A 25923-nucleotide genomic window follows, 5' to 3' on the forward strand; every position below is an offset into this window, starting at 1 on the left:
GGCAGCGTTTGCCGGAACAAACGCACGGTCCGCTGGTCCGAACGGACCGTATGCCGAATCTGATGGACCGTCAATAGTCATCTGCGGCCCTGCTCAGGGCAGGTATTCGCAGGTCAGGGCAGGGAGAGGAGGGACACGACGGCGTTTGCGACGGCGAACGGGTCGCCGTTCGGCTCGGTCGGGTACCCCCCGGCGCCGCGCGCCCAGGCGTCGTCGAGCGCGAACCAGTCGATCTCCGCCGCTTGCTCCGCGGCCCCGGTGAGCACCCGCTCCAGCGCCGCGAACTGCTTGCGCCAGCGCGGCAGGTAGACGTCCGCGACCAGGCCGGACAGCTCGCGGGCGCCGTAGTTACGCAGCAGGGCGGCCGGGCCGCGGCCGCCCCAGGTGGTGATCAGGGAGCGGGCTTCGTAGCCGCCGGCTCCGAGCCAGGTGCCGAGCAGGAAGCGCTTGTCGGTAGCGAGCAGGGAGTCCAGCAGCGTCATCGCTCGCAGCCATCGGGCGGTGTGGGTGTGCCAGGCGGCCAGGTCGCGAGCGTCGTATGCCGCCTTGATCTTCGGCAGGAGCACACGGGCGTGGTTCGACAGCGCCTGCCGAGTGAAGTCGACGACGTCGTAGCGGTAGGCGTCGACGGTTCGCAGCGCTGGATCGGCTTGCAGGAGCGTGAAGACGGCCTGCTCGAATGCCGCGCCGTCGTAGCGCATGTCCGGGCCGCCGGGCGCCGCCGTGACCGCGGACAGGTCCGGCCAGGCGCTGAAGAGGCTGTCCTGGGCTTGGCTGTAGGCGCCGGGCGGAAGCGAGTAGGCGGTCTGCGCGAACGCCTGCCAGGCCTTCGTCGCGGCGGCGTCCACCTTGCCGTAACGGCGACCGGCGTACCGGCCGAACCAGTCGGTGAGGTCGAAGGCGTCGGGCCGCCAGGCGAGCTCGGCGAACAGCTCGAAGGCCGCCGGGTCGTGGCCGGAGGCCTCGGGCATCCAGGCGATGCCGGACAGCGCCGATCCCTTTGCCGCCAAGGCTTTCGCGAAGCGTTCGGTCCACGTCGCGGCGTTGGCGCCGAGCAGTGAGCGGCCGCCGAAGTTGGTGATGGTGCCGAAGGCGTAGGCGGTGCCGCCCCAGTCGTCTTCGCGGTCGAAGGCGGCGAACTTGTCGGAGCAGCCGTCGACGATCAGTACCTTGCCGCGCGCGCAGACGGCCGAGCCACAGGTGCGCAGGGCGTCGAGGACGTCGCGCCGCGGGTTGCCCTCCCAGCCGAGCATGACCCACGTCGCGCCGGGGTGGGCGGTCTGCAGGGCGGTCATCACCGCTACCGCGGCGTCGCCCATGGGCACGCCGGCGCTGCTGCCGCCCTCGTGCAGGAGGTCCATCTTGTAGGCGGTGGTGGGGCCGTAGAGGTCGGCCTGGTGCCGGTAGAAGGACTCTGCGACGCGGGCGAAGTGCGGGTCGCGGGGGTCGAGCCAGTCGGGGCGCTGGTAGCCGTCCCAGACGCCTTGCGGGAGGACGCGGGCTTGGGCTCCGGAGTTGCGCTCGGCGTCGCGCTCGGCGAAGCCGGGCGGGACTTGGCCGAGGTAGCCGGGGAGTACGGGCGTCATCCCGAGCTCGTGCAGCCGGGCCACGACCCGCTGGATCACCGCGACGCCGGCCTGGCGGACCGCGGGGTCCTCGGGGGCGTCGACGGCCTGCAGGTTCCCGAGCAGCCACCAGGGTTGGTGGGAGGCGGCCGGGATCCAGGCGTCGACGTCGGCGGGGGCGTATCCGAACTCTGTGAAGACGCGGCGGTAGACCTCGTCCTGGCCGGCGGCGACGAGGACTTCGGTGAAGCCGTGGAGGGCCAGGACATCGAGGGTGCGCTCCCATTCGGGCCAGGTGCGGTAGGCGCCGGCGTAGCCGTTCTCGGTGTCGTTCAGGGCGAAGCGGTGCCTGACTGTGGCGGAGGCGGAGAGGTCCGCGCTCGGGGCCGGGAGGAGTGGGGAGAGCTGCGAGAGGCTGTCGCCGGGGAGGGAGACGGTGACGTCGGCGGTGTATTTGAGGTAGTGGGCGGCGCCGGCCAGGAGGGCGGAGGTGGTGGTGCCTTCGATGGTGACCGCGGTGGCGGGCGAGGTGCGGGCGGCGGGGCCGGAGAGGGCGTTGGAGAGGGCTGAGGAGCGGATGCGGTAGTGGTCGGCGGCGTTGGCGGCGTTGGCAGCCGGCGAGACTGCTCGGAGCTCGATCTGGCCGGCGTGGCCGGCGGTCAGCAGCCGCTCCAGCACACCGCGTGCCGGCGCCGTGTCGAAGGCCTGCACCGGAACGTCGCCGGCGACATGAGTCAGAGATCCGTCCACCGCACCAGTATCCGGACCCGTCCCATGCGCCACCGACCGCGACCCGAGGGCTTCACCGATCCCGACGGCCGCGAGCGCCCCCGCCGCGATGCCGTAGCCCATCACCTGACGACGTCCGACCATCTCCCGGCCCCATGTCTCCCGTGAGCCCCGTCGCCGGGACGCTGGCGCAACGCGCTGTCATAGACAGAAGGGTTGAGAGGGGGGATCGCGTTGCCTGCGAGATGGTTTTGAGACCTAGGCGGCGCTGGCCACCAAAAACCGCGGGCCCGCCACGCCGAAGCGTGACGGGCCCGCGGGGGCGATCAGGTCAGGAGGCGTCCCAGACCAGTGCGGTCACCTCGCCGGGGGCGTTCGCCTCCCAGATCGGGTACAGGGTGGTCGCCGTGCCCCGGTGTTCCACGCCGAACTTGTCCTTCACCGTGAAGACCACGTCTTCGCCGTATTCGCTGACCTGGCGGCTCAGGATCTTGATCGTGCTCTTGTCCACGGTGCGGTTCAGGGTCACGGCGTTGCCGAAGGCTATGGCCGAGGGCTCGTCGTTGCCTATCGAGTTGATCTGGAAGACCGTGGTGCCGTCCTTGCCGCGGGTGCTCCAGCCCGGATCCGCCGGCTTCAGGGGGCGGTAGCGGGTGGCGTGGACCCAGTCGAAGGAGCCGTCGGGCAGGCCGTGGCCGTTGGCGACGTCGGTGGCCTGGTTGAAGGCCCAGAACAGGGTGGTCTGCGCCGGCGGCTTGGCCAGCGGGGTCATCGCGTACTGCGTGCCGCCCTGGGCGGCGACGTACGAGGGCGACGGCGGGGCAGCCGGGGTACTCGGCCAGGAGCCCGGGATCGAGACGGCGGCGATCACGACCACGACCGCGGCGCTGAACAGCACCTGCGGCTTCCAGCGGTCGATGCTCGGGCGGTCCAGGCCGAGGAAGCGGCCGACGGCGGTGCCGGCCAGCCCCGCGCCCAAGCCCAGGCCCAGGGCACCGCGACGGGGGGCGCGACGGCCGGGCAGCGGCTGTGCCGGTTCCTCGGCCGAGTCCTCGTCGGCGGCTGCGGCTTCCAGGACCGGTGCGGCGGCCTTCGCCTGAGCCGGCTGGAACTGGCCGAGCATCAGCTGCACCAGCGAGCCGGCCGCGACGGCGCCCGCCGGGAACATGATCATCTCGTAGCGCATGAAGCTTGAGAAACCGACGCTGGCGGTGATCACGTAGGTCGAGGCGGCCGCGCCGAGGAAGACCGCGGCGGCGTCGGACTTGAAGCGCACCACCATGCCGATGCCGGCGGCGACCAGCAGGGCGAACAGGATGTGCTCCTGGTGCCACATGTAGGTGACGGCTTCCTGCGTCACCAGCTTCAGGTTGTGGATGAACAGCCTGATGAAGCCGAACGTCGTGGTCGTACCGTGGCTCACCGTGGTCGGGCTCGACTTGGTGAAGACGAGCACGAACAGCTCCTGGGCGACCATCACCACGCTGGTCACCACGAACGAGCCCAGCCACCGGTTGCGCCACTGCCGGGTCCGGATCAGCTCCCACAGCCAGCCGGCGCCGGCCATCGCCGGGGCCAGGACGCCGACCTGCCGGTCCAGCGCGATGAACAACGTGGCCGAGCCCAGCCATGCCAGGTGGGCCTTGCCGATCGTGCGGTTGATGGGCAGCAGGGCCACGATCACCGCGGCCAGTCCCATGCCCAGGGTGTCGGTGCCGGCCCAGGCGAAGCCGAAGATCGGCCCCACCGTGCTGAACGCGCCGACCACGATCACCGTGACGGCCGGGCCGTACAGGCGCTGCACGACGGCCGCGGTGGCCCACAGGAACAGGATGTCGCCGAGCACCGGGATCGCCATCGAGCCGCCGGACAGGCCCCACAGCCACACGAACGGGATCGACAGCACCGGGTAGAGCACCCGGGAGCGGACCAGCTGCCAGGTCGGGTCGTTGTCGGCGAAGAAGTACGGCGCGACGTGCCAGGAGGAGACCGAGCGGTCCTGCTTGACCGAGTCGAGCCAGTTGTGGCCCATGTCCTTGGCCATCATCGACAGGTAGTAGCGACTGTCCGGCGGGTGGTTCCAGCCCTGGCGGGTGACCAGCTGCATCGCCATCGACAGGATGAACACCGGCAGCACCAGCAGCAGGACCCCGGCTGAGACCCCGAATATCTGGCGGGTCAGGATCCAGGTGCCCAGCCCCTGGAACCGTTCGAGGCCGAAGCTGCGACGCCGACGCGTCTCCGCCTCCTGCCTCTGCGTAACGACGGTGTCCGCACTCATCCCAGAAAACTCCTGACAGTCACGGGCGGGTCCGAGGCGCGAGCGCCACCGCCCCCATCACAGTGATGCGCGGATACCTCGCCTTGGTTGCAAGGCATGGTATCCGCGCTCCATGAGCCCCGGGACCAACCCCCGGGATTCTCAGCTGATCACGCTTCGATGCGCTCCCCGGAGGACGCGGAGAACAGGTGCGTCTCGCTTCCGCGCGGCTTGACGTAAAGGGTATCGCCCTTCATCGGCACGGCACGGGCGTCCACCCGGACGATCAGGTCCACGTCCTGGTCGCCGACGTGCGCCGCGCAGTACGCGAACGCGTCCGCGCCGAGCTCCTCGACCAGGTGCACGGTGATGGCGATGGCGCCGTCGGCGTCGCCGACGAAGTCGAAGGACTCCGGACGCACGCCCACGGTCAGCGTCTTCGCGCCGCCGCCGGTGGCCACGGCCAGCGCGTCCCGCGAGACCGGGACGGTCAGACCGTCGAACTTCACGCCGCCGTCGACGATCGGGACCTCGACGAGGTTCATCGCCGGGGAGCCGATGAAGCCGGCCACGAAGACGTTCGCGGGCTTCTCGTACATCGCACGCGGGGTGTCGCACTGCTGGAGCAGGCCGTCCTTCAGCACCGCCACGCGGTCGCCCATGGTCATGGCCTCGACCTGGTCGTGGGTGACATAGACGGTGGTGATGCCCAGGCGGCGCTGCAGCGAGGCGATCTGGGTACGGGTCTGCACACGCAGCTTGGCGTCCAGGTTGGACAGCGGCTCGTCCATGAGGAAGACCTTGGGCTCGCGGACGATCGCGCGGCCCATGGCGACGCGCTGGCGCTGGCCGCCGGACAGCGCCTTGGGCTTGCGGCCCAGGTACTCGGTGAGCTCCAGCAGCTTCGCGGCCTCTTCCACGCGCTTGGCGATGGTGGCCTTGTCGACCTTCGCGATCTTCAGCGCGAAGCCCATGTTCTCCGCGACGGTCATGTGCGGGTACAGAGCGTAGTTCTGGAACACCATCGCGATGTCCCGGTCCTTCGGCGGAAGGTGCGTGACGTCGCGGTCACCGATGAAGATACCGCCGGAGGACACTTCCTCCAGACCGGCGAGCATGCGCAGCGAGGTGGACTTGCCACAGCCGGAAGGACCGACGAGGACGAGGAACTCACCGTCCGCGATGTCCAGGTTCAGCTTGTCGACCGCGGGGCGCTCAGCACCCGGGTAGACGCAGGACGCGTCCTGATAGACGACACCAGCCATTGTTGTACTCCCTTTCAACCGGCAGGAACGTGCCGGACGATCCGAGTTGGAAAGGCGGCCGGGGCGGATCCGCTCGGCCGTAGATGCGACCGTACCCCGGCGGCGCGGGATTGTCACCGGTGGGGCCCGGTTTCCACGGATACAACCCGGATACGGCGCGGGTCGCGGGCGGGCCCCGATGGGAGCCCGCCCCAGCGTCACCCGATCCGAGTGACCAGCCCGACCGTCATCCCCGGCACCGAGGTCACCGAAGTGAGCCGGTAGCTCTTCCCGATCGCCGCCGCCTGATCCCCGGGCAGCGCCGTGACCGGGTTCTGGTGGCCGCCGACCGTGACGATCCACAGGCGCGGCGAGGTGCCGAGGCAGGACTTCGGGTCGCATTCGGTGCTGAAGAGCTGGTTGTTCTGAGCGGCTGTGTGTTCCAGGAACACGTCTCGGGGCTGGAGGCTGCCGGGCAGGTAGTACTTCACGCCGACGTCGTCCATCCACCACCAGGGATTCCGGGCGTACACGACGGCGTCCCCCGGCTGGTATCCGTGCGCGATGACGTCCGCCGCGCCTTGGTAGTCGAGCGGGGCGAGCACCGGTGCCGAGGGGTAGGAGTACCACATGTGCGACAGCGGCTGATGCATCGCTATCTGGCCCGGGACGGCTGCCGCCGCCGCGAGGGCCAGTGCCGGGGCCAGGACGAAGAGCTTGCGCGACGCGGCCAGGCCGGCCCCGGCCAGCACCGCCCACGCGGGGATGGTGAACATCAGGTACTTCGGGAAGAAGTAGGTCACCGAACCCTGCGACGCCTCCCAGACGATCACCATCGGCAGGAGCACGATGATCGCCATCTTCACGGCCTGTCGCCGGGCGAACACCAATCCGATCCCGGCGGCCACCAGGAGCAGCGCGGAGAACAGCACCGAGGCCACGGTCTGCTGCCAGACCTGGTAGACGTCGCCCCAGCCGTTCAGCTTGGGAATCCACGAGATCTGCTGGCCGGACTGCTTGCGGCCGAGCGAGATCACCGGCCAGGCGGCGGCCAGCGCGAGGACCATCGACGCCGCGAAGCCCAGCACCAGCCAACGCACCCGGCTGATCCGCCAGGGCGCGGAAAGACGCGTCCGCTCCCTGGGACCGTCATCGCTCCCGGGCCGCTTCACCGAATCCAGCAGCCCGAAGACGCCGATCTCACGGCAGCAGGACGCGAGGAGCACGACCGCGTGCCCGGCGACCAGCGTCATGGCGATGACGTGGACCACGCCGAGCAGGGACGCCGCCAGGCAGTAGGGGATCCAGCGGCGCCAGGTCGGGGACTCCAGGACGCGGAAGAACAGCAGCGTCGCGAGCGCGGAGGCGAAGACGATGAACGCGTACGACCGGGCCTCCTGCGCGTACCGCGGCATGGTCGGCACCAGCGCGAACAGCAGGCCTCCCGCCACGCCCGCCTGCGGCCCGAACAGGCGGCGGCCCGTCAGCGCGACGCAGATCGCCGCCCCTGTCATCGCGAGGACCGCCGGTGCGCGCAGTGCCAGCAGAGAGTCCCCGAACACCGAGACCCAGTAGTGCAGGAACAGGTAGTAGAAGGTGTGGACTCCGTCGACCTTCTGGGTCAGGTCCAAGATCTGCGTCCTGGACCTGTGCGCGACGTCGAGACTGACCAGCTCGTCCTGCCAGAGCTCTACCCGGTTGATCCTCCACAGGCCCAGCAACAGCATCAGAACGGCGGGTCCCAACCAGACGCTGCGCAACACGGCCGTCGCCCGGTCAGCCGCCCACGAACCGCCCCGGCCGCCCTGAGCGCGCCGCGACCGCGTTCCGCCGCGGGTGCGCAGGGCTTCCTGGCCGGTTTCTTCGATTGTCGTCACTGTCGACGGTCCTCACTGTCCCGCGGAGCCGGCGGGAACCGTCGCCGGAACGTCCTGCCGTGGCGCGGGGACGCTCGTTCTGGAGATCCCCCTGCGCCCCCGGGAGTACCCCGGCAGCTTCGACAGCGGAGGATTCCAGTCCTTGAGCCGGAGGAACTGCTTCTCCACCACGAACCAGGAAATGGCCGCGAGGACGAACGTCCCCGCGATCGCCGTGAAGACGAACGCCACGTAGCCGTAGCGGTTGTTGTAGTCGAGGACGCACAGCGTCTGCTCGACGACGAACCCGTAGATGTAGATGCCGTACGAGACGTCGTTCTTGCGTCCCACCGCCCGGAACGGGCGAGGAAGCCGTACCGCGAGCCAGAACACGAGGTAGCACATCGCCGGCACACCGAAGGCGAACCAGCCGCCCAGGAACAGCGTGGCGACGAACACCACGGCCGACAGGACCCCGAGGGTGTCGCTGACCGGGATCCGGTCGGCGTAGAGCTGGAACACCGCCCCCAGAGCGAACGCGAATCCGAGATAGACAAGGTAAGGGCTGCTCAAGTTGCCTATGTAACGGCTCACGATCGGGATGTAGATGTTGAACCCGTCGAGGTTCTGCGGCGCCTTCCACGTCGGCGACTGCATCAGGTCGTCGAAGATGTAGATCCACAGCCCGATCGCGATCGCCATCACGAACTTCGGTGCGGCCTTCAGCACGCCGGTGACAGCCAGCACCCCGATGATGAGGTAGCACGTCATCTCGTACGCCAACGACCAGAGCGCTCCGTCGAACCCGGGGTCGTGCACCCGGTGGGCCTTGCTCGCGTGGCCCAGGATGCCCGACACGTCGAACTGGCGGAACCCGGTCCACCCGTTGGCCTGTACGTAGGCCCACGGTCCGTCCCCTGGCGCGTGCCAGAAGCCCGAGAGCGGCCCCCGGTTCTGGTGCAGGTAAAGCAGCGGCGCGATGACGAACGCCGTGACGATCACACATCCCCACAGGCCCGGGAGGATCCGGAGAAGCCGAGCCCACAGATAACGGAAGATCCCCAGGCGCGCCCCACTGCGCGTGATCAGAAAGCCGGAGACGATGAAGAAGCCGTAGACCGACATGCGCCCGAGGTTGATCTGACCGCCGAAACGCCCGGTCCCGGGGTCGGGGTGGCCGAATCCGACCGGACTGGCGTGGGACACCACCACCGCCAGCGCCATGCAGAGCCGCAGGAACCCGACGCTGTTGTCACGTCCTTTGAACAGTTCCGAAAGCCTCCCTCGGGAGGCGATCGCTCTAGACAGCATGAGTACTTTCCTTGTCCGGTTCGATGATCTCGGTCGGGGACGGATGCGCGATCACCGCGCCGCTATTTCCACCATGGTGTCGGGTCGTTTCGCGGTACACAGCTCGGGTCGTGGTCGGTACGGACCTTGACTCGGAGTACGAGCGGCTCGTTGGCGGGTGGAACCGCGAAGTAGGGACAACGTCCGTCGAGCTTCCGGATCGTCTGGGCGGCATAGGCCAGGGTACCCGCGGATTTGTCGTTCTTCGGCATGAAGGTGGCCATGGTCGCTCCGCCGATCGAGGCGAACAGGAACATGGTCCCGGTCAGCACGCTCGCCAAGGCGGGACCGTTGAACGCGACGTCGCGCCGGTACATCCGCCCCGCGAGGGCGGTGCGGACGTGCCGGGCTCCGTACATGAGGGCGAAGCCGGTCATCAGGAGCATGCCGTAGAGCAGCTGGTAGTTCGTTCTCGGATAGAACTGCACCGACTGGGTGTGGAACATCTGCTGCGCGATGTAGAACCGGACCAGCCACGCGCTGCCGACCAGCAGGCTGACCACGACGATCGGCGACCGGCCCCGGCCCAGCGCCAGAGCCGCGGCGAATCCGACGAAGAGCAGAATCGTGAACAGGTCGACTCCGCCGAGGTCACCGACCTGCGGCCACATACCGAGGGTGGTGGGTGGCCGATCACCGAACCAGTGGGTGAAGTAGGCGGGCTGAGTGTAGATGTCGAAGTAGAAGTAGGTGTCCTTCACCTTGCTGTCGCCGGTGAGCAGCGGCAGCAGGTTGTACGCGGTGACGGCGCAGAACGTCGCGGCGGTCGACCCGAGCAGCACCGCGGCCGCTCTGCGCGCCGCAGGCCGGCCCCAGGGGACGACGAAGGCGCAGGCCAGTACGACGCCGGGCGCGGACCACACGTACCAGCCGTAGTAGACCTCGAAGAGGAACCCGATACCGAGACCGAAGCCGACACCGGCGAGGACCAGCGAGCGCGTGGAACGGTCCGGCGCGCCGCGCAGGACCTCGACGAACTTGATCAGCACCGGCACGAGGACGACGAGCACCAGGTCGGCGACCGGCCGGGAGTCGTACATCGGCAGGGCGGCGGTGACCCCGATGAGCAGCGCCCACAGCGGGGTCAGGACCAGACGCCAGCTGAGATAGGCGCAAGGGCAGAAGATCGCCGCGCCGGCGATCTCGAAGGTCTTCATGGCGTAGCCGGGCGGTTGGCCGGTCAGCTGGGAGATCCCGGCGATGGTGTACGCCTGCAGGGGCGGGTAGTTGCGCGGCAGCGAGTGGCCGTCCAGCACGTCCTGGGCCCACTTGATGAACTGGCCGGCGTCACCGCGATCCGCCAGGAAGCCCCAAGACGTCCCGTGCAGCGCCACGACGACGCCGCCGGCCAGGAGGCCCGACACCAGTCCGGCCACGCCACCGCACGCCAGGCGGGGGACGAGCGCGGCCACGCCGGGCCGCCGCGACCGCGCCGCCACGACCAGCGCCACGAGCAGTACGACCGCGAACCCCGCGAACCGGAACTGCAGCGCGGCCAGCCCGCTGACCTTGCCTATCGGGTCCAGCGGATTGACATCGATGCTCCGACAGGTGAAGACGAACAGGACGGGCGTGGACAGAGCCACACCGATCTCGGCGACGACGGGAACCGAGAGCTGCATCCGAGAACGCCCGGAGGCCGGCGACGAGGTGACCGCCGACGAGGTGACGACGGGAACCGTCACCGGTACCGTGTCGTCGATCACCGGGAGTCGGTGCGATCTGGAGAGCGGGCCGCCCACAGCGACTCCACCGCGCCGCTCAGATCCTGCTTCGGCGCCCAGCCGAGCACGTCGAACGCCACGCCGACCGCGAGCTGTTGCCATTCCAGATCGTCCGTTCCCCCGTCGGTCCCGGTGGTGTTCTCGATCTCGGTGGGCACACCGCTCACCTTGATGAGGAGCTCGACCACTTCGCGGGCGCTGGACGCGCTCCCGCTGCCTATGTTCACCACGAGTCCGTTGGCCTGCGCGCTCACCGCGGCCAGGACCGCGTCGGCGGCGTCGCCGAGGTCGAAGAAGTCGCGCTTGGCGGCCAGCGGCGCGAGCGTCAGGGCCGCCGGGCGGCCGGCGGCCGCAGCGGCGTCGAGCTTGTCCGCGATGACGCCCAGGAGGCTGTGATGCGGCTGGCCGGGGCCCACGACGTTGCCCAGGCGCAGGACGAGGCCGTCGATCAGCCCGTCGCGGACCGCCGCCAGGATCACGTTCGTGGCCTCGACCTTGAGCTTGCCGTAGGCGGTCGACGGCATGGTCGCGGCGGACTCGGCGATGCTCGTGCCGATCGGCACCAAGCCGTACTCGTGCACACTGCCGAGCTGGATCAGGCGGGCCTGCCAGGGCAGCGACGCCATCGCCGCGACCGTGTTCTCCACGAGCGTGACGTTCGCCGTCACCATCTGCTCGTCGGTCAGGCCCCACATGCCGCCGGCCGCGTTCACCACGGTGCCGACCCGGTGTTCGGCGAACACCCGGGCCAGCTCGGCGCTGTCGACCTCGGTGAGGTCCAGGGACACGAAGCCGGTTTCGGAGGACCCGGCCGGACGGTTCCGCGCGATCGACAGGACCGGATGCCCCGCCTCGATCAGCGCCCGGGATATCGCGCGGCCCATGAACCCGGTGCCGCCCAGGACGGCTACAGTCAGTGGCCGGTCAGCATCCCGCTGTGTCGTGGTCATTGTGGTCATCCCCTACTTAACCGAGTACGTGGCGCGCGAGAGTGCGGACACCGGTGGTGTCGCCGTGCTTGACGGCTGCCGGGACCATGGTGAGCGCGTAGACCCGTGACGATACATGGCGCCGTGCGGCCTTAGCAGCCTTCTCCCAGCCCAGCTCGGTCATCCTCGCGGCGGCGCTCTCGAAGAACGCCCGCTCCTCGGCGAACCGCTTCCCGCTGACCGCCTGGGTCGAGGAAGCGCTGGAGGCGTGGCGCCGGTATTGGAACACCACGGTGTCGTCGACGACCATCTCGCCCCCGGACGCGATGAGGCGCACCATGGCGTCCAGGTCCTGGGTGACGACGAAGCGCGCGTCGAAGCCGGCGGCGCGGATCGCCTCGGTCCGCCAGCTGATGGACGGGAAGTAGGTCCAGTTCCCCCGCAGCAAAGTGGTGGCCAGCTCCTCGCCGCCCATCACCCTCGTACCCCGCAGCTCCGGGGCGAACATCCGCCGCTTCATCCGGTCCACGAACGGATCCACCGACGTACCGTCGCCGTCGATGATCTCGACACCGGGCTGGATCATGTCCGCGCCCGGGTGCTGCGCGTGCAGCCGGTGGATCGTCGCGACGTACTCCGGGAGCAGGACGTCGTCACAGCCGAGGATGGTCACCCGCTCCGCCTCGGCCATCGCCAGGCACTTCAGGTAGTTGGCGGTTATGCCGAGGTTCACCTCGTTGCGCTCGTAGCTGATCCGCGGATCGTCGAGCCCGGCGAACCACTCGGGCACCCCGGGCTCCTTGCCGTCGTCCACGACGTAGAGCCGCCAGCGCGGGTCCGTCTGGGCGCGGACGCTGGACACCGCCGCCTGCATCAGGGCGACGTCGCCGTAGTAGGGCAGGGCTATGTCGATCGTGGCCTTGTCGGCGCCACCGTTCTCCATACTTCTTCCTTGTCTTTCCAGGGCCTCTGGCTCGCGCCGGCCCCCCGTATCCAGAGTCATGACAGCCCCCTGATGATCTCGACCGGAAGCCGGGGTCGTGGGCGCGGAGAACAACGAGAACGCCGGCCTGCGGGCGCTGGCGAAAGAGCCGGAGTCCGCAGGGGCGGGACGGCGGCGATCCTGGTCGCACGAGCCGGCCGCACCCGGTGCGGAGCGAGGGCCTGCTCACCCTCGGCTGTCGAGGTGTCCGTGCTCATCGACCGATCCCTACTGCTGGAACATGGTGCCGGGTGGTCCGGCGCGAGCAGTCCTGGTGCCCTGGACCGACTCGATCACCGCAAGTCACGGGGCGGTCCGTATCTGCGACAGCGGAAGAGTCGAGGCCTGCGCCGGGATCGTCACCGGTGGCCCGTCGACGGGCTCCTGAGCCCGCACGTCCCCGTCGGAGCCCATTCACCCCACCTCAGCTCTCGGACCCGCTCCCCTTGTTCGAGGCGAAATGGTACTAGAGGTCAGCGGCAATGCAGTTGTACTGGTCGGAGCCCACTTCTCATCATTATCGGGTTGACAGCTCAGCACCTTGTCACCACGTCGGGACAGGGGTAGAGCTCGGCGACCGCCGTCGTACCGGCGCTGAGGCCGGGAGCCGGCTCGACGCGGTTCCGGGCCCCGTGGACAACACCCGTCGGGGACCAGCGTGAGCATATAGTAGACGGTTGCCAGGAGAATCACCGAACAAGGACAAAGGTTTTCAAGGGCCGACGCCGGACAGCACCCCGGCCGTCCCGAGCCGGGACCCGCACCGCCGGTTGCGGACTGGTCACGGCCTGGCGCCCAACCCGCCCGGCATCCGGACCGATGTCATATTGTGGGCCGACCGACTTGTCACCTGACGCAGCACAACAGGGGAACCAATGCCCGAAACCGCACACAACGGCTTCGCCCACGACGCCGTGGTCATCGGTGGCGGCGGGCACGTCGGCCTGCCGCTGGCGATCGCACTCGCCGACCGGGGCGCCTCGGTGGTGGTGTACGACGTCAGCGCGGAGGCCGTGGACGCGGTCAACTCCGCGCGGCTGCCGTTCGACGAGCCCGGGGCCGCGCCGGTCATCGAGCGCGTGGTGGCCGCCGGGCGGCTGTCCGCCTCGACCGATCCGGCGGTGGTGGCCGGCTGCGAGCACGTGATCGTGGTCATCGGCACGCCGGTGGACGAGCACCTGAACCCGGACCAGACCGCGATCCCGCGGGCGCTGGAGACGTGCGCGCCGTTCCTGCGCGACGGGCAGATACTCGTCCTGCGCTCCACCGTGTACCCCGGGGTCACCGAGCTCGTGGAGCGGATGATCGCGCGGCTCGGCGTGGATGTGGACGTGGCCTTCTGCCCCGAGCGCATCGCCGAGGGCAAGGCCATGACCGAGCTGTTCGAGCTGCCGCAGATCGTCTCCGGCCGCACCGAGCGGGCGCAGCAGCGTGCGGAGGCGCTGTTCCGCCGGCTCACCGAGAAGATCGTGCACCTGAGCCCGGAAGAAGCCGAGCTGGCCAAGCTGTTCACCAACACCTGGCGCTACATCAAGTTCGCCGCGGTGAACCAGTTCTACATGATGGCCAACGACCGCGGCCTGGACTTCGAGCGCATCCGGCAGGGCTTGACGCAGGACTACCCGCGCGCCGCCGACATGCCCGGCGCCGGTTTCGCCGCCGGGCCGTGCCTGTTCAAGGACGCCATGCAGCTCGCGGCGTTCCACAACAACAACTTCACGCTCGGTTACGCGGCGATGACCACGAATGAGGGCTTGCCGCTGTACGTCGTGGATCGACTGGACTCGCAGTACGACCTCAAGAACATGACGGTCGGGATCCTAGGCATGGCCTTCAAGGGCGGCTCGGACGACACCCGCTCCTCGCTGTCCTACAAGCTCAAGCGGATCCTGAAGTTCAAGGCCGCCGAGGTGCTGTGCACCGACCCGCTCGTCACCACCGACGCCTCGCTGGTCGGCCTGGACGAGGTGCTGGAGAAGGCCGACCTGCTCATCGTCGGCGCACCGCACCCCGAATACCGGGGCCTGAAGGCCACGGTGCCGGTGGCGGACATCTGGAACATCCTGGGTGACGGGGTGCGGGTATGAGCGCCCCGACCGGTGCGGACGCGCCGACCGACCCGACCCGGCCGAAGGTCTCGGTGATCATCCCGGCCTACAACGAGGGCGAGGGCGTGGTCCCGGTGCTGGACCGGCTCTTCGAGTCCGTCCAGCTGCCGTGCGAGGTGCTGGTGGTGGTGGACAGCGCCGAGGACACCACCATGCCGGTGATAGAGAAGTACGCCGTCGCCGAGCCCCGGCTCAAGCCGTTGCTCAACACCTACGGACGCGGCCCGGCCAACGCCATCCGGTTCGGCATCGACCAGGCGCTGAGCCCGGCCGTGGTGGTCACCATGGCCGACGGCTGCGACGACCCGCGGCAGATCGACGATCTGGCCCGGCTGGTGGAGCGCGGCGTGGCGGTGGCCGCCGCCTCCCGCTACATGGCCGGCGGCCAGCAGGTCGGCGGACCGCTTCTCAAAGGCCTGATGTCGCAGACCGCCGGCCGCTCGCTGGCCTGGTTCGCCCGGGTCGGGACGCGCGACGCGACCAACTCCTTCAAGGCCTACTCCACCGACTTCGTCCGGGAGGTCGGCATCGACTCCCGCGACGGCTTCGAGATCGGGATCGAGCTGGCCGCCAAGGCCCGCCGGCTGCGCCGCCCGGTCGCCGAGATCCCGACCATCTGGCTGGACCGCACCGAGGGCGACTCCCACTTCCATCTGCGCAAGTGGCTGCCGAAGTACCTGCGCTGGTACCGGTTCGCCTTCGGGCCGCCGTTGAGTGTCGAGCAGCTCCGTTCGAGAACCAAAAGCTGACACAGCCCAAGAGCTGACACAGCCCGAGAGCTGACACAGCCAAAGAGCTGATTCAGCCCAAGACCTGAACCGCCGGGCCCAGGCCTGAACCGGCAGAAGCAGAAAGCGAAACCATGTCTGAGAAAGTCCTCGTCTCCGGCTCCGCCGGCTTCATCGGCGGCTACGTCGTCGAGGAGCTGCTCTCGCGCGGCTACAAGGTCGTCGGGATCGACAACTACTCCAAGTACGGCAAGATCACCAAGTCCTACGACGAGCACCCGGACTACGAGTTCCACGAGGGCGACGTCCGCGACACCGATCTGATGGTCAAGCTGCTCGCCGACTGCGACCAGTTCATCGCCGGCGCGGCGCTGATCGGCGGCATCTCGTACTTCCACACCTACGCGTACGACCTGCTGGCCACCAACGAGCGCATCATGGCCTCGTCCTGCGACGCCGCGATCAAGGCGCACGACGGCGGCAAGGGCCGGCTGAAGAAGGTCACGTACATGTCGTCCTCGATGGTCTTCGAGTCGGCGCAGGAGTGGCCGTCGGTCGAGGGCTCCGAGCGCCGCGTGCCGCCGCCGCTGTCCTCCTACGGCTTCCAGAAGCTGGCCGTGGAGTACTTCGCGCGCGCCTCCTGGGACCAGTACAAGCTGCCCTACACGATCGTCCGGCCGTTCAACTGCGTCGGCATCGGCGAGTCCCGCGCGCTGGGTGACGAGGAGATCCTGTCCGGCAACGTGAAGCTGGCGATGAGCCACGTGGTGCCGGACCTGGTGCAGAAGATCGTCAAGGGCCAGGACCCGCTGCACATCCTGGGCACCGGCGAGCAGGTGCGCCACTACACCTACGGCGGCGACCTGGCGCGCGGCATCGTGACCGCGATGTCGCACCCGGCCGCGCTGAACGACGACTTCAACCTGTCCACCCCGGCCGGGCACTCGGTGAAGCAGCTGGCCGAGGCGATCTGGACGAAGATCAAGGGCCCGGGCGTCCCGCTGACCCTGGTCTCGGACGACCCGTTCGAGTACGACGTGCAGCGCCGCGTGCCCTCGACGGAGAAGGCGAAGGACATCCTCGGCTTCGAGGCGACCACCTCGCTGGAGGAGATGCTGGACGAGGTGATCCCGTGGATCGTCGCCGCGGTCGAGAACGGCACGATCTGAACAGCGCGTTCTGATCGGCACGGTCCGAGTCGGTGTCGGGGCGATGGCACGCGTCTGAGACGCTCCGTCGGCCCCGAACCGTCACCGGCCGGTCACGGCGGTACGGTCATTGGTGCACGACCAATACAGACCGTGGGATGATCCTCCACACCAACCGGGTAGAGTCTGGTCCCGCGCACTCCTGCCCCTCACTGACCGTGCGCCGCCCCACCGCAAGTTCCAGCTCGCCAAAGCGATCAGCGCAGGCCACGAAGAGGTTCCCTTGTCCACTACCAGCCAGGAGGCCGGCGGCCGGGTGACCGGGCAGGCCTTGCCGCGCGCCGTACCTCGACGAATACCGGCCGTGATGTCCCGCCGGTTCCTGGAGCCGGTGGCGGTGGCCTTCAGCTCGGCCACCCTGTTGTTCCTGCGGCTGATGTTCCCGACGCCGGTCGGCGTCGCGGACAACTACGACGGCAGCCGCCTGCTGTGCCATCTGAGCCTGTACTCCACCGGCAGCTCCTCCGAGATGCGGATGTGGGTCAACTTCAGGTACGTGATAAAGCCGGCTTCGACCTGGAACTGTTCGAAGACCCCTTACGGCGGCACCATCACGAACATCGACCTGCCGCAGCCCGCGTACAACTCCAGCCAGCTGATCCTGATGAACATCGGGCGGTACCTGACCAAGTGGTTGGGGATCGACCACACCGCGTTGGACCTGCGGGTGCTGGGCGCTGTGGCCTGCGTGTTCATCGGGGCCGCGCTGGGTCTGCTGTTCGCGGTGCTGCGCTCCCGCCGCCGGTTCCGCTACCTGCTGATCGCCGCGCTGCTCGCGGTGATCGGCGACGCCAGCTTCATCGACTTCGCCGCCTCGCCGTTGAGCGAGATCTCGGCGGTCATCGGCCTGCTGTTCGCGCTGTCGGCCCTGGTGCTGCTGTTCCGCGGCGGCCGGGCCAGGTGGGCCGGGGCGATCCTGGGTTTCGGCTCCGGACTGTTCCTGATCACCTCCAAGGCGCAGATGATCGTCCTGGTGGTGCCGATGATGGTGCTGCTCGCCGCGTTCCCCATACCGGTGCGACGGCTGTCCGGCCGGATCGGGTCTCGGGTGATCCCGGTCGGCCTGGCCCTGCTGCTGGCCGGGACCTCGGTGGCACTCACGCCCAAGCAGGATCCGCACTTCACCTTGCAGACCAAGGCTGACTTCGTCTTCAACGAGCTGCTGTACGTGAGCCCGAACCCCAAGGCCGACATGAAAGCCCTGGGCATCCCGGACTACTACAGCACGCAGGTCGGGCACACCGCGTGGTGCCCGCCGTTCCTACCGAGCGTGCAGGACACCGGCAACTTCCAGTCGAGCACCGGCGGCGACAAGTACGTGGCCCGGGCCAAGGCCGCCGACCCCGGCCTGGACAAGGCGCTGAACACCAGCAACTGGGTCAAGTTCCTGCTGCTGCACCCCGACCGCGCGGTCCGGGTCGCCAACAACGCCGCGGACTCGTTCTTCTACACGCGGCCGACCTACACCGGAAGCTGCTGGATAAAGCACTCCAAGCAGGCCATCCCGCTGGGCAACTACGACACCGGACACAGCGCGAACGCGGTGGACAAGCGCTTCACGCCGGTCACCAGTGTCCTGCGGCTGTTCAGCCACGCCGGGCTGATCCCGCTGCTGCTGCTCTGGCTGCTGCCGGCCGCGGTGGCGGTCCGGCTCCTGGCCCGGCGCCGGGACCGCGCCTCCGGGGAACGCAAGATGTTCGCCTGGATGACGCTGTTCCTGTTCTCCGTGGGCCTGCTGCAGTTCGGTGTCGCCGCCTATGGCGACGGCATAGACACCTCGAAGCACATGAACCTGTCGATCTTCGCCTCGGTGCTCGCCGTGGTCACCGCCGTCGCGACGGCCCGGCTGCGTCCGGCGCCGGCCGGTGCGGCGGTCCCGGCAGCCGTCCCCGACCAGAGCAGAAAGAACGAATCCGACGTGGAGAACGCCGCCAAGGACCTGAGCGTCCTGGTGATCATCCCTACCTACAACGAGGCCGAGAACCTCGAAAAGATCATCACGCGGGTACACGCGGCGAACGCCGACGTGCACGTGCTGGTGGCCGACGACAACTCCCCCGACGGCACCGGCAAGCTGGCCGACGCGCTGGCCGAGAAGGACGAGCGGGTCAAGGTCCTGCACCGGGCCGGCAAGGAGGGCCTGGGCAAGGCCTACCTGGCCGGGTTCGCCTGGGGGATCGAGCACGAGTACGACGTCATCTGCGAGATGGACGCCGACGGCTCGCACCGCCCCGAGGACTTCCCCGCGCTGCTGGCCGCGCTGGTCGAACAGGACGCCGACCTGGTCCTGGGATCGCGCTACGTCTCCGGCGGCAAGACCGTGGGCTGGCCCAAGCACCGCGAACTGCTGTCCAAGAGCGGCAACACCTGGGTTCGCCTGGTCACCGGCATGAAGCTGGCCGACGCGACCGGCGGCTACCGCCTGTTCCGCCGCGAGCCGCTGGTGAAGATCGATCTGGACACGGTGGCCAGCGCCGGCTACACCTTCCAGGTCGACCTGGCCTGGCGGGCCGTCCGGGCCGGTCTGAAGGTCGTCGAGGTCCCGATCACCTTCGTCGAGCGCGAGCTCGGCGCGTCGAAGATGAGCACCGCTATAGTCGCCGAGGCCCTGTGGCGCACCACCGTCTGGGGCACCTCCTACCGCCTCGGCCGCCTGATCGGCAAGAAGTGACGCCGGAGCCGGACGGGGCGGCGGCGGCCCGTCCGGCGCATCGACATCCGAATACTTCTCGGAGTCAGCCGACCTCCGGCTGACACCGCCGCCGTACCCCCGACGGTACGAAATGGAGCAAGTGCATGTCCTCCGGTATCGGCTCACGACTGGCCGGCCTGGTCCCGCCAGGGGCGCTGCGCCTCGGCCTCGGGACCGCGGTGCTGGGCCTGGCCTCCTACATCCACCTGGCGCTGGCCGGCCACGTACTGTCCCCGAACGCGAAGTCGGCGGTGTCGGTGCTGTGGACGCTGACGTTCTCCGTCGGCTACAGCATCTCGATGCCGATCGAGCAGGAGATGGGCCGCATCATCGCCTCAGAGGTCGAACACGGCCGGGGCACCGCGGCGGTCCTGCGGCGCGGCGCGGTGCTCAGCGCGGCCCTGCTCGGCGTGCTCTGCCTGCTGCTGGTGGTGCTCGCGCCGCTGCTGGCGCACAAGCTGTTCGACGGCCAGTACGGCATGGTGGCCGCGCTGGCCGGCGCCTTCGGCGGGCTGGTCTTCACCGCGGTGTGGCGCGGCGTGCTGGCCGGACACGGGCAGTTCGCCGACTTCGGACGGCTGATGTGGGTGGACGGCGCGCTGCGCATCGCGCTGGCCGCGGCCTTCGCCGCCGCCGGCGTGAAGTCGGCGATCTGGTTCAGCCTGATCCTCACCATCGCCCCGCTGGCCGCGGTGGCGCTGCTGACCCCGCGGGTCCGCAGGGCCCTGACTCCCGGCGGGAACCTGCCCTGGCCGGCCATCACCCGCGGCCTGGGCCTGCTGGTCGGCTCGATGCTGCTGTCCCAGGTGGTGCTGAACATCGCGGTGATCAACGTCAAGCTGCTGGCCCCGGCCCAGGTGACGCTGGTCAGCGCGCTGCTGGCGGCGCTGGTGCTGGCCCGGGTGCCGCTGTTCGTCTTCGGCGCGCTGCAGTCCGCGCTGCTGCCGGGCCTGGCCACCGCGGCCGCGGCCGGCGACACCGCCGGGTTCAAGGCGCTGGTGCGGCGCAGCACCGGCATCGTGGTGGTGCTTGGCCTGGGCAGCGCGCTGGGCTGCGTGGTGATCGGCCCCTGGTCGGTGCGCACGCTGTTCGGCATGGCCAACGAGATCGGCGTGACCGACTTCGCCTGGCTGTCCGTCGGCTCGCTGTTCTACATGCAGGCCATGGTGCTGGGACAGGCGCTCACCGCCGAGAACCGGCACCGGGAGCAGTTGTACGCCTGGATCATCGGCACGGCGGCGCTGGCCGCCGTCACCTTCGGTCCCGGCGGCGTCACCACCCGGGTGGAACTGGCCTACGCGGTGGGCTCGATCGTCACCGCCGGCGCCATGGCGCTGATTCTCCGGAGCAGGCGGCCCGTGCGCGCCGACCTGGCGGTCTCTACCCAAGCGGAGGGCCAGGCGCACGGTATGCTGGCCGCCCATACTGGCGCGAGTGGGTGGGAACATGGAAAGTCTTGACGACACTTGGATCGTCATCCCGGTCTACAACGAGGGCACCGTCATCGGCGGCGTGGTCGAGGAGACCCGGAAGACGTTCCCGAACATAGTCTGCGTCGACGACGGAAGTCGTGACGCCTCCGCCGAACAGGCGCTGGCCGCCGGAGCGCACCTGGTGCAGCACCCGGTGAACCTGGGCCAGGGCGCGGCGCTGCAGACCGGTATCCGCTACGCGCTCAGCCAGGGTGCGGAGTACGTGGTGACCTTCGACGCCGACGGACAGCACCGGGTCGAGGACGCGCTGACGATGGTGCGGGTGGCCAAGTCCGGCGAGGCGGACGTGGTGCTCGGCTCCCGGTTCCTGACCGGCACCGAGGAAGTCCCGATGATCAAGCGGGTGGTGCTGCGTACCGTGGTCACCCTCAGCCGCACCTCGCGCAAGCTGAAGCTGACCGACGCGCACAACGGTCTGCGCGTGATGAACCGCAAGGCCGCGGCCCAGTTGCGCATCACCATGAACGGCATGGCCCACGCCTCGGAGATCGTCACCTTTCTGGCGTCCTCCGACTTGCGGGTCAAGGAAGTACCGGTGATCGTCGTCTACACGGACTACTCCAAGTCCAAGGGACAGTCACTGATCAACGGCGTCAACATACTGTTCGACCTGTCCGTGCGGCAGCGAGGGGCCTGAAGACCATGCTCGCCATCCAAATCGTCCTCGTGATCATGGCGCTCGCGCTGTTCGCCCTGTTCACGCAGCGCGCGCACACCGTGCGGACCCAGGCGGTCAAGCGCATAGGGTTCGTGCTGTTCATATTCGGCGGGATCTACGCGATCCTGCGGCCGCAGGATGTCAACTGGATCGCGCACAAGCTCGGCGTCGGCCGTGGCGCGGACCTGGTGCTGTACCTGCTCGTGGTGGTCGTGGCGTTCTTCGCCGCCAACACCTTCCTGCGCTTCCGCACCCTGGAGCGCCGGTTCACCGACCTGGCGCGCTCGGTGGCGCTGAGCAACGCCGTGGTGCCCGCGCCGCGCCGGGAGTCGGACGCCCTCGCGGCGGTCGAGACCGCCGGCGGCGCCGTGTCCACGGGCTCTGCCAGCACCGCCGACACCGAGACCGTCGCCGAAGCAGACTCCGAGGTCGTCGCCGAGACCGTCACCGAGGTCGCGCAGCCGGTTCCGGCCGGCTCCGGACGGCAGTCGTGACCTGGCTCGTCACGGGCGGCGCCGGGTACATCGGCGCGCACGTCGTGCGCGCGCTGCGCGCCGAGGGCCTGCCCGTGGTGGTGTTCGACGACCTGTCGACCGGCGCCAAGGAGCGGGTCCCGGACGACGTCCCGCTGATCGCCGGCAGCGTGCTGGACGGCGAGCTGCTCACCGAAGTCCTGCGCGAGCACGACGTCGCCGGCGTGGTGCACATGGCCGGCAAGAAGCGGGTCGACGAGTCGGTGGCCGAGCCCACCTTCTACTACCGCGAGAACGTCGAGGGGGTCAGGTCCCTGTTGGACGCGATGGCCGCCGCCGACGTGCGGCGCCTGGTCTTCTCCTCCTCGGCCGCCGTCTACGGCATGCCGGAGCAGGAGGGGCTGGTCCGCGAGGACGTCGACTGCCGGCCGCTGAGCCCCTACGGCCAGACCAAGCTGGCCGGCGAGTGGATGGTGCGGGCGCAGGGCCTGGCCCGCGGGCTGGCGTTCGCGAACCTGCGCTACTTCAACGTGGCCGGCGCCGCCGAGCCGGCGCTGGGCGACCAGGGCGCGTTCAACCTGATCCCGATGGTGTTCGCCCGGCTGGACGCCGGCCGGCCGCCGCTGGTCTTCGGCACCGACTACCCGACCCCGGACGGCACCTGTGTCCGGGACTACATCCACGTCGCCGACCTGGCCACCGCGCACGCCGCGGCCGCCCGCCGGCTGGCCGGGGACCCGCAGGCCGCGCTGACCCTGAACGTCGGCCGCGGCGCCGGCGTCTCAGTGCTCGAAGTCCTGACCGCGGTGGCCGCCGCGACCGGCCTGGACACCACTCCAGAGGCCGCCGCCCGCCGGCCCGGCGACGCCCCGAGCGTGGTGGCCGCCGCCGACCGGATCGCCGCCGAGCTCGGCTGGCACGCCGAGCACGACCTGGCCGCGATGGTGGACTCGGCCTGGGCCGCCTGGCAGGCGCGCCGCTCGTCGGGTGCCGCCGGTGCGACGGGTGCCGCCGGTGCCGCGAGTGCCGCAGGCTCTGCCGGTTCCCCGAACCCGTCAGGCTCACCGTAGGCGGGGACCGACCGTGCGTGAGTGAGGAACCCATGACCGAGTACGACGGCCGGCCTCCCCTGCTCGACATCGTCATGCCGTACTACGGCGACGTGCAGATGATGCAGGGGGCGGTGCGCAGCGTGCTGGCGCAGACCGACGCGCCGTGGCGGCTGACGGTCGTGGACGACGGCCGGGAGCCCGGCGTCCCGGAGTGGTTCGCCGAACTCGGGGCCCGCGACCCGCGGGTGCGCTACGAGCGCAACGAGCACAATCTCGGCATCACCGTGAACTTCCAGAAGTGCCTGGACGCCGCTGACGCCGGCCTGGTGACGATGATCGGCTGCGACGACGAGATGGCCCCGGACTACGTCGCCACCGTGCTCGGGCTGTACGCGGCGCACCCCGAGGTGGCCATGGTGCAGCCCGGCGTCGAGGTGATCGACGACCACGGCGCGGTCCACGAGCCGCTGGCAGACCGGATGAAGCGCAGTGTGTTCGCCCCCAAGGCCGGCGGCGTGCAGATCATGGGCGGCGAGGAGCTCGCCGCCTCGCTGCTGCGCGCCAACTGGATGTACTTCCCGTCGATCTGCTGGCGCACCGAGGCGATCAAGAAGGTCGGCTTCGACCCGGCGTTCACCATCGTGCAGGACCTGAACGTGACGCTGAGCCTGGTCAAGGCTGGCGAGAAGCTCGCGGTCTCCGACCACGTGTGTTTCCGGTACCGGCGGCACCCGGCCAGCGAGTCCTCGGCGCAGGCCGTGGACGGCAAGCGGTTCCGCGAGGAGCGCAGCTTCTTCATGGCCGAGGCGGCCCGGATGGAGGCGCTGGGCTGGCACCGCGCGGCCCGCGCCGGGCGCCGGCACCTGGCCTCGCGGCTGCACGCGGCCACGCTGGTGCCCTCGGCGGCCAAGCGCGGGGACGTGGCGAGCCTGCGGCGGCTGGCCGGCTTCGCCCTGCTGCCCGCCAAGGACTCGGGCAAGGACGCGGGCCGGAACACCAACAGCACCAGGAACGGGCACTGAGCAGACGCTGGGCGGGCACTGAGTGAGCGGGCACTGAGCAGGCACTGATCGCCGCCGCCGGCGAAGATCAGCGCAGCGTAACGGTTTGGCAACGATGCGCCCGGAGGTATGGTGACCACTCCGGCATCACCACGCACAAGCGGTCGATCCGTACGATGAACGGCCCTAAACTGGCGGGATGCCATCCGCCCCGTCCCGCGCCGTCCTGCGCTTTAGACCGCGCACGACCGGGGCGAAGGCCTTCCTGCTGGCGTTCGTCGGCTTCTTCCTGCTGGGGGCCGCGTGGTCCCTGGCGATGCCGTACGACGGATCCGCGGATGAGTTCCGTCACGTCGTGCGCGCTTACGGCGTGCTCGACGGACAGATCGCCGCGCGGGTCGACGCGCAGATCACGGTACCCAAGAGCCTGGTCCCGACCGGCATCGCGGATCAGGACCCGCAGGCGTGCATGCGCTGGAAGCTCAATGTCACCGCGGCCTGCGTGTCGGCCCCCGCGCCCGGCGACGAGCACCGCATGGTGGTCACCACCAGCGGCGCGGCGAACTACAACCCGATCTACTACGCGGTCACCGGCTGGCCGGTGAAGCTCTTCCCCAACTACCGCGGCGTCATCGCCGCCCGGCTGCTGACCTGCCTGCTGACCAGCGCACTGCTCGGCGGCGCGGTGGCCGTCGCGGCCCGGCTGGCCCGCGGCCGCGGGCCGCTGGTGCTCGGGGGGGTGCTGCTGGCGGTGACGCCGGTCGCGGTGAACCTGACCGGCGCGGTGAACCCGGCCGGTCCGGAGATCGCCGCCGCGGTCGCGGTGTGGACCTCGCTGATCGCGGTCTTCCTGGCCCGCGACGACTCCCGGTGGACGCTCGCGCTGTTCGGCGTCTCCGCCGCGACCCTGGCGGTGCTGCGGGAACTGGGCATCGGCTGGCTGCTGGGCGCCCTGGTGGTGGTCGCGTTCGGGGCCTCCAAGGACCGGCTGCGCGAGCTGGCCCGGCGGCGCTCGGTGCTGCTGTGGTCGGCCGTCGTGGTGATCGGGGTCGTCGTCGGCGCGGCCTGGATACTGCTGTCGACGCAGGCGGGCATCCCCAAGAGCGGGCAGACCACGAACGCGATTCCGCAGGGTGTGAAGCTCTGGATAAAGGAACTGACGCACCGGGTCCCGATGTACACCAACGGCCTGGTCGGGCTGACCTCCTTCGGGGACGTCGCGATCCCGCTGCCGCTGGTCCTGGCCTGGTTCGCGGCGGTCGGAGCGCTGCTACTCACGGCCGCGCGCCGGGCCGGTGTGCGGGTGCTGATCCAGCTGACCGCGATCGTGGCCGGCGCCTACCTGTTCCTGGTCGGCGCGGACCTGCAGGCCGCGGCCACCGGCTGGTGGTTCTCGCAGGGCCGCTACGCGCTGCCGATGCTGGTCGGGGCGCCGATCCTGGCCGGGTTCGTGCTGGCCGACCGGGGTCTGGTGTCCGTCGGCCGGCAGGCGACGCTGATGCGCTGGGCCGCATGGGTCCTGATCCCAACGCAGGCCGTGGCGCTGTGGATCACCATGGTCCGGTTCCAGCACGGCTTCCACAGCCTGCACCCGAACCTGGTGTTCCTGTTCGACCAGACCTCGTCGGTGAACCCCTTCTCCGGGGCCTGGACGCCACCGGGTTCCGGGGTCCCGGCGGTGCTGCTCGGGGTCGCCGGAGTAGTGGCATTGCTCACCCTCGTACTCCATGCGGCACGCTCCAGGCCGATATCGGACGTCGAAACGGTCACAATCCGTGAACGGTACATAAGGATTTCCTAAGCTCCGAGGTCCGATCCGTGGACGGGTCGGTAGCATGGACGCCACGCCCATGGCCAGCGGGGGAGCGGCC

The 25923-nt window shown here is 69.6% G+C and carries 18 protein-coding genes; 10 read left to right on the forward strand and 8 right to left on the reverse strand.

The annotated features are described in order from the left end of the window. Positions 1–113 precede the first annotated feature (113 nt). The 8 genes from ABH935_RS34110 to ABH935_RS34145 form a co-directional block, all read right to left on the reverse strand. Entirely contained in the window at positions 114–2438 is a 2325-nt protein-coding gene (locus ABH935_RS34110) for an alpha-N-acetylglucosaminidase TIM-barrel domain-containing protein (protein ID WP_370382073.1), read from the reverse strand. Positions 2439–2625: 187 nt separating this feature from the next. Further along, positions 2626–4575 (reverse strand): hypothetical protein, encoded by a 1950-nt coding sequence (locus ABH935_RS34115; protein WP_370382074.1) that lies wholly within the window; start codon positions 4573–4575, stop codon positions 2626–2628. Positions 4576–4724: 149 nt separating this feature from the next. Beyond that, the gene (locus ABH935_RS34120) at positions 4725–5819 is read right to left on the reverse strand and encodes an ABC transporter ATP-binding protein (RefSeq protein WP_370382075.1); all 1095 of its coding nucleotides are present in this window, start codon (positions 5817–5819) and stop codon (positions 4725–4727) included. Positions 5820–6016: 197 nt separating this feature from the next. After that, complete coding sequence (locus ABH935_RS34125; protein WP_370382076.1) at positions 6017–7675, reverse strand: glycosyltransferase family 39 protein; 1659 nt, start codon at positions 7673–7675, stop codon at positions 6017–6019. Positions 7676–7687: 12 nt separating this feature from the next. Next, complete coding sequence (locus ABH935_RS34130) at positions 7688–8965, reverse strand: acyltransferase family protein (protein WP_370382077.1); 1278 nt, start codon at positions 8963–8965, stop codon at positions 7688–7690. 62 nt (positions 8966–9027) lie between these two features. Beyond that, positions 9028–10710, reverse strand: a complete 1683-nt coding sequence (locus ABH935_RS34135) for a hypothetical protein (RefSeq protein ID WP_370382078.1) — start codon at positions 10708–10710, stop codon at positions 9028–9030. After that, positions 10707–11678: an NAD-dependent epimerase/dehydratase family protein gene (locus ABH935_RS34140; protein WP_370382079.1), complete on the reverse strand. Its 972-nt coding sequence runs from the start codon at positions 11676–11678 to the stop codon at positions 10707–10709. The genes ABH935_RS34135 and ABH935_RS34140 overlap by 4 nt, the downstream gene beginning before the upstream one ends. Positions 11679–11694: 16 nt before the next feature. Continuing rightward, positions 11695–12600 (reverse strand): glycosyltransferase family 2 protein, encoded by a 906-nt coding sequence (locus ABH935_RS34145; protein ID WP_370382080.1) that lies wholly within the window; start codon positions 12598–12600, stop codon positions 11695–11697. Between the two features lie 914 nt (positions 12601–13514). Here ABH935_RS34145 and ABH935_RS34150 point away from each other — a divergent pair. The 10 genes from ABH935_RS34150 to ABH935_RS34195 all read left to right on the forward strand — a co-directional run bounded on the left by ABH935_RS34150 (position 13515) and on the right by ABH935_RS34195 (position 25853). Then, entirely contained in the window at positions 13515–14726 is a 1212-nt protein-coding gene (locus tag ABH935_RS34150) for a nucleotide sugar dehydrogenase (RefSeq protein WP_370382081.1), read from the forward strand. After that, positions 14723–15496, forward strand: a complete 774-nt coding sequence (locus tag ABH935_RS34155; protein WP_370382082.1) for a glycosyltransferase family 2 protein — start codon at positions 14723–14725, stop codon at positions 15494–15496. Before ABH935_RS34150 ends, ABH935_RS34155 begins: the two co-directional genes overlap by 4 nt. Positions 15497–15609: 113 nt before the next feature. Beyond that, positions 15610–16644, forward strand: a complete 1035-nt coding sequence (locus ABH935_RS34160) for an NAD-dependent epimerase/dehydratase family protein (RefSeq protein ID WP_370382083.1) — start codon at positions 15610–15612, stop codon at positions 16642–16644. A gap of 1957 nt (positions 16645–18601) precedes the next feature. Beyond that, positions 18602–19354, forward strand: a complete 753-nt coding sequence (locus ABH935_RS34165; RefSeq protein WP_370382176.1) for a polyprenol monophosphomannose synthase — start codon at positions 18602–18604, stop codon at positions 19352–19354. A 125-nt stretch (positions 19355–19479) separates the two neighbouring features. Further along, positions 19480–20835: a polysaccharide biosynthesis protein gene (locus ABH935_RS34170; protein WP_370382084.1), complete on the forward strand. Its 1356-nt coding sequence runs from the start codon at positions 19480–19482 to the stop codon at positions 20833–20835. Beyond that, a complete protein-coding gene (locus ABH935_RS34175) occupies positions 20822–21505 on the forward strand; it encodes a glycosyltransferase family 2 protein (RefSeq protein ID WP_370382085.1) in 684 nt (227 codons plus the stop codon). Before ABH935_RS34170 ends, ABH935_RS34175 begins: the two co-directional genes overlap by 14 nt. A gap of 5 nt (positions 21506–21510) precedes the next feature. Beyond that, entirely contained in the window at positions 21511–22020 is a 510-nt protein-coding gene (locus tag ABH935_RS34180) for a DUF2304 domain-containing protein (protein WP_370382086.1), read from the forward strand. Next, positions 22017–23069 carry a UDP-glucose 4-epimerase GalE gene (gene galE, locus ABH935_RS34185; protein ID WP_370382087.1) on the forward strand — a complete coding sequence of 351 codons (1053 nt, stop codon included), beginning with the start codon at positions 22017–22019 and terminating at the stop codon, positions 23067–23069. Before ABH935_RS34180 ends, galE begins: the two co-directional genes overlap by 4 nt. A 32-nt stretch (positions 23070–23101) precedes the next feature. Next, positions 23102–24073: a glycosyltransferase family 2 protein gene (locus tag ABH935_RS34190; RefSeq protein WP_370382088.1), complete on the forward strand. Its 972-nt coding sequence runs from the start codon at positions 23102–23104 to the stop codon at positions 24071–24073. Between the two features lie 178 nt (positions 24074–24251). After that, the gene (locus ABH935_RS34195; RefSeq protein ID WP_370382089.1) at positions 24252–25853 is read left to right on the forward strand and encodes a DUF2142 domain-containing protein; all 1602 of its coding nucleotides are present in this window, start codon (positions 24252–24254) and stop codon (positions 25851–25853) included. Positions 25854–25923 lie beyond the last annotated feature (70 nt).

The organism is Catenulispora sp. GAS73, from assembly GCF_041262085.1.
Lineage (GTDB): Bacteria > Actinomycetota > Actinomycetes > Streptomycetales > Catenulisporaceae > Catenulispora.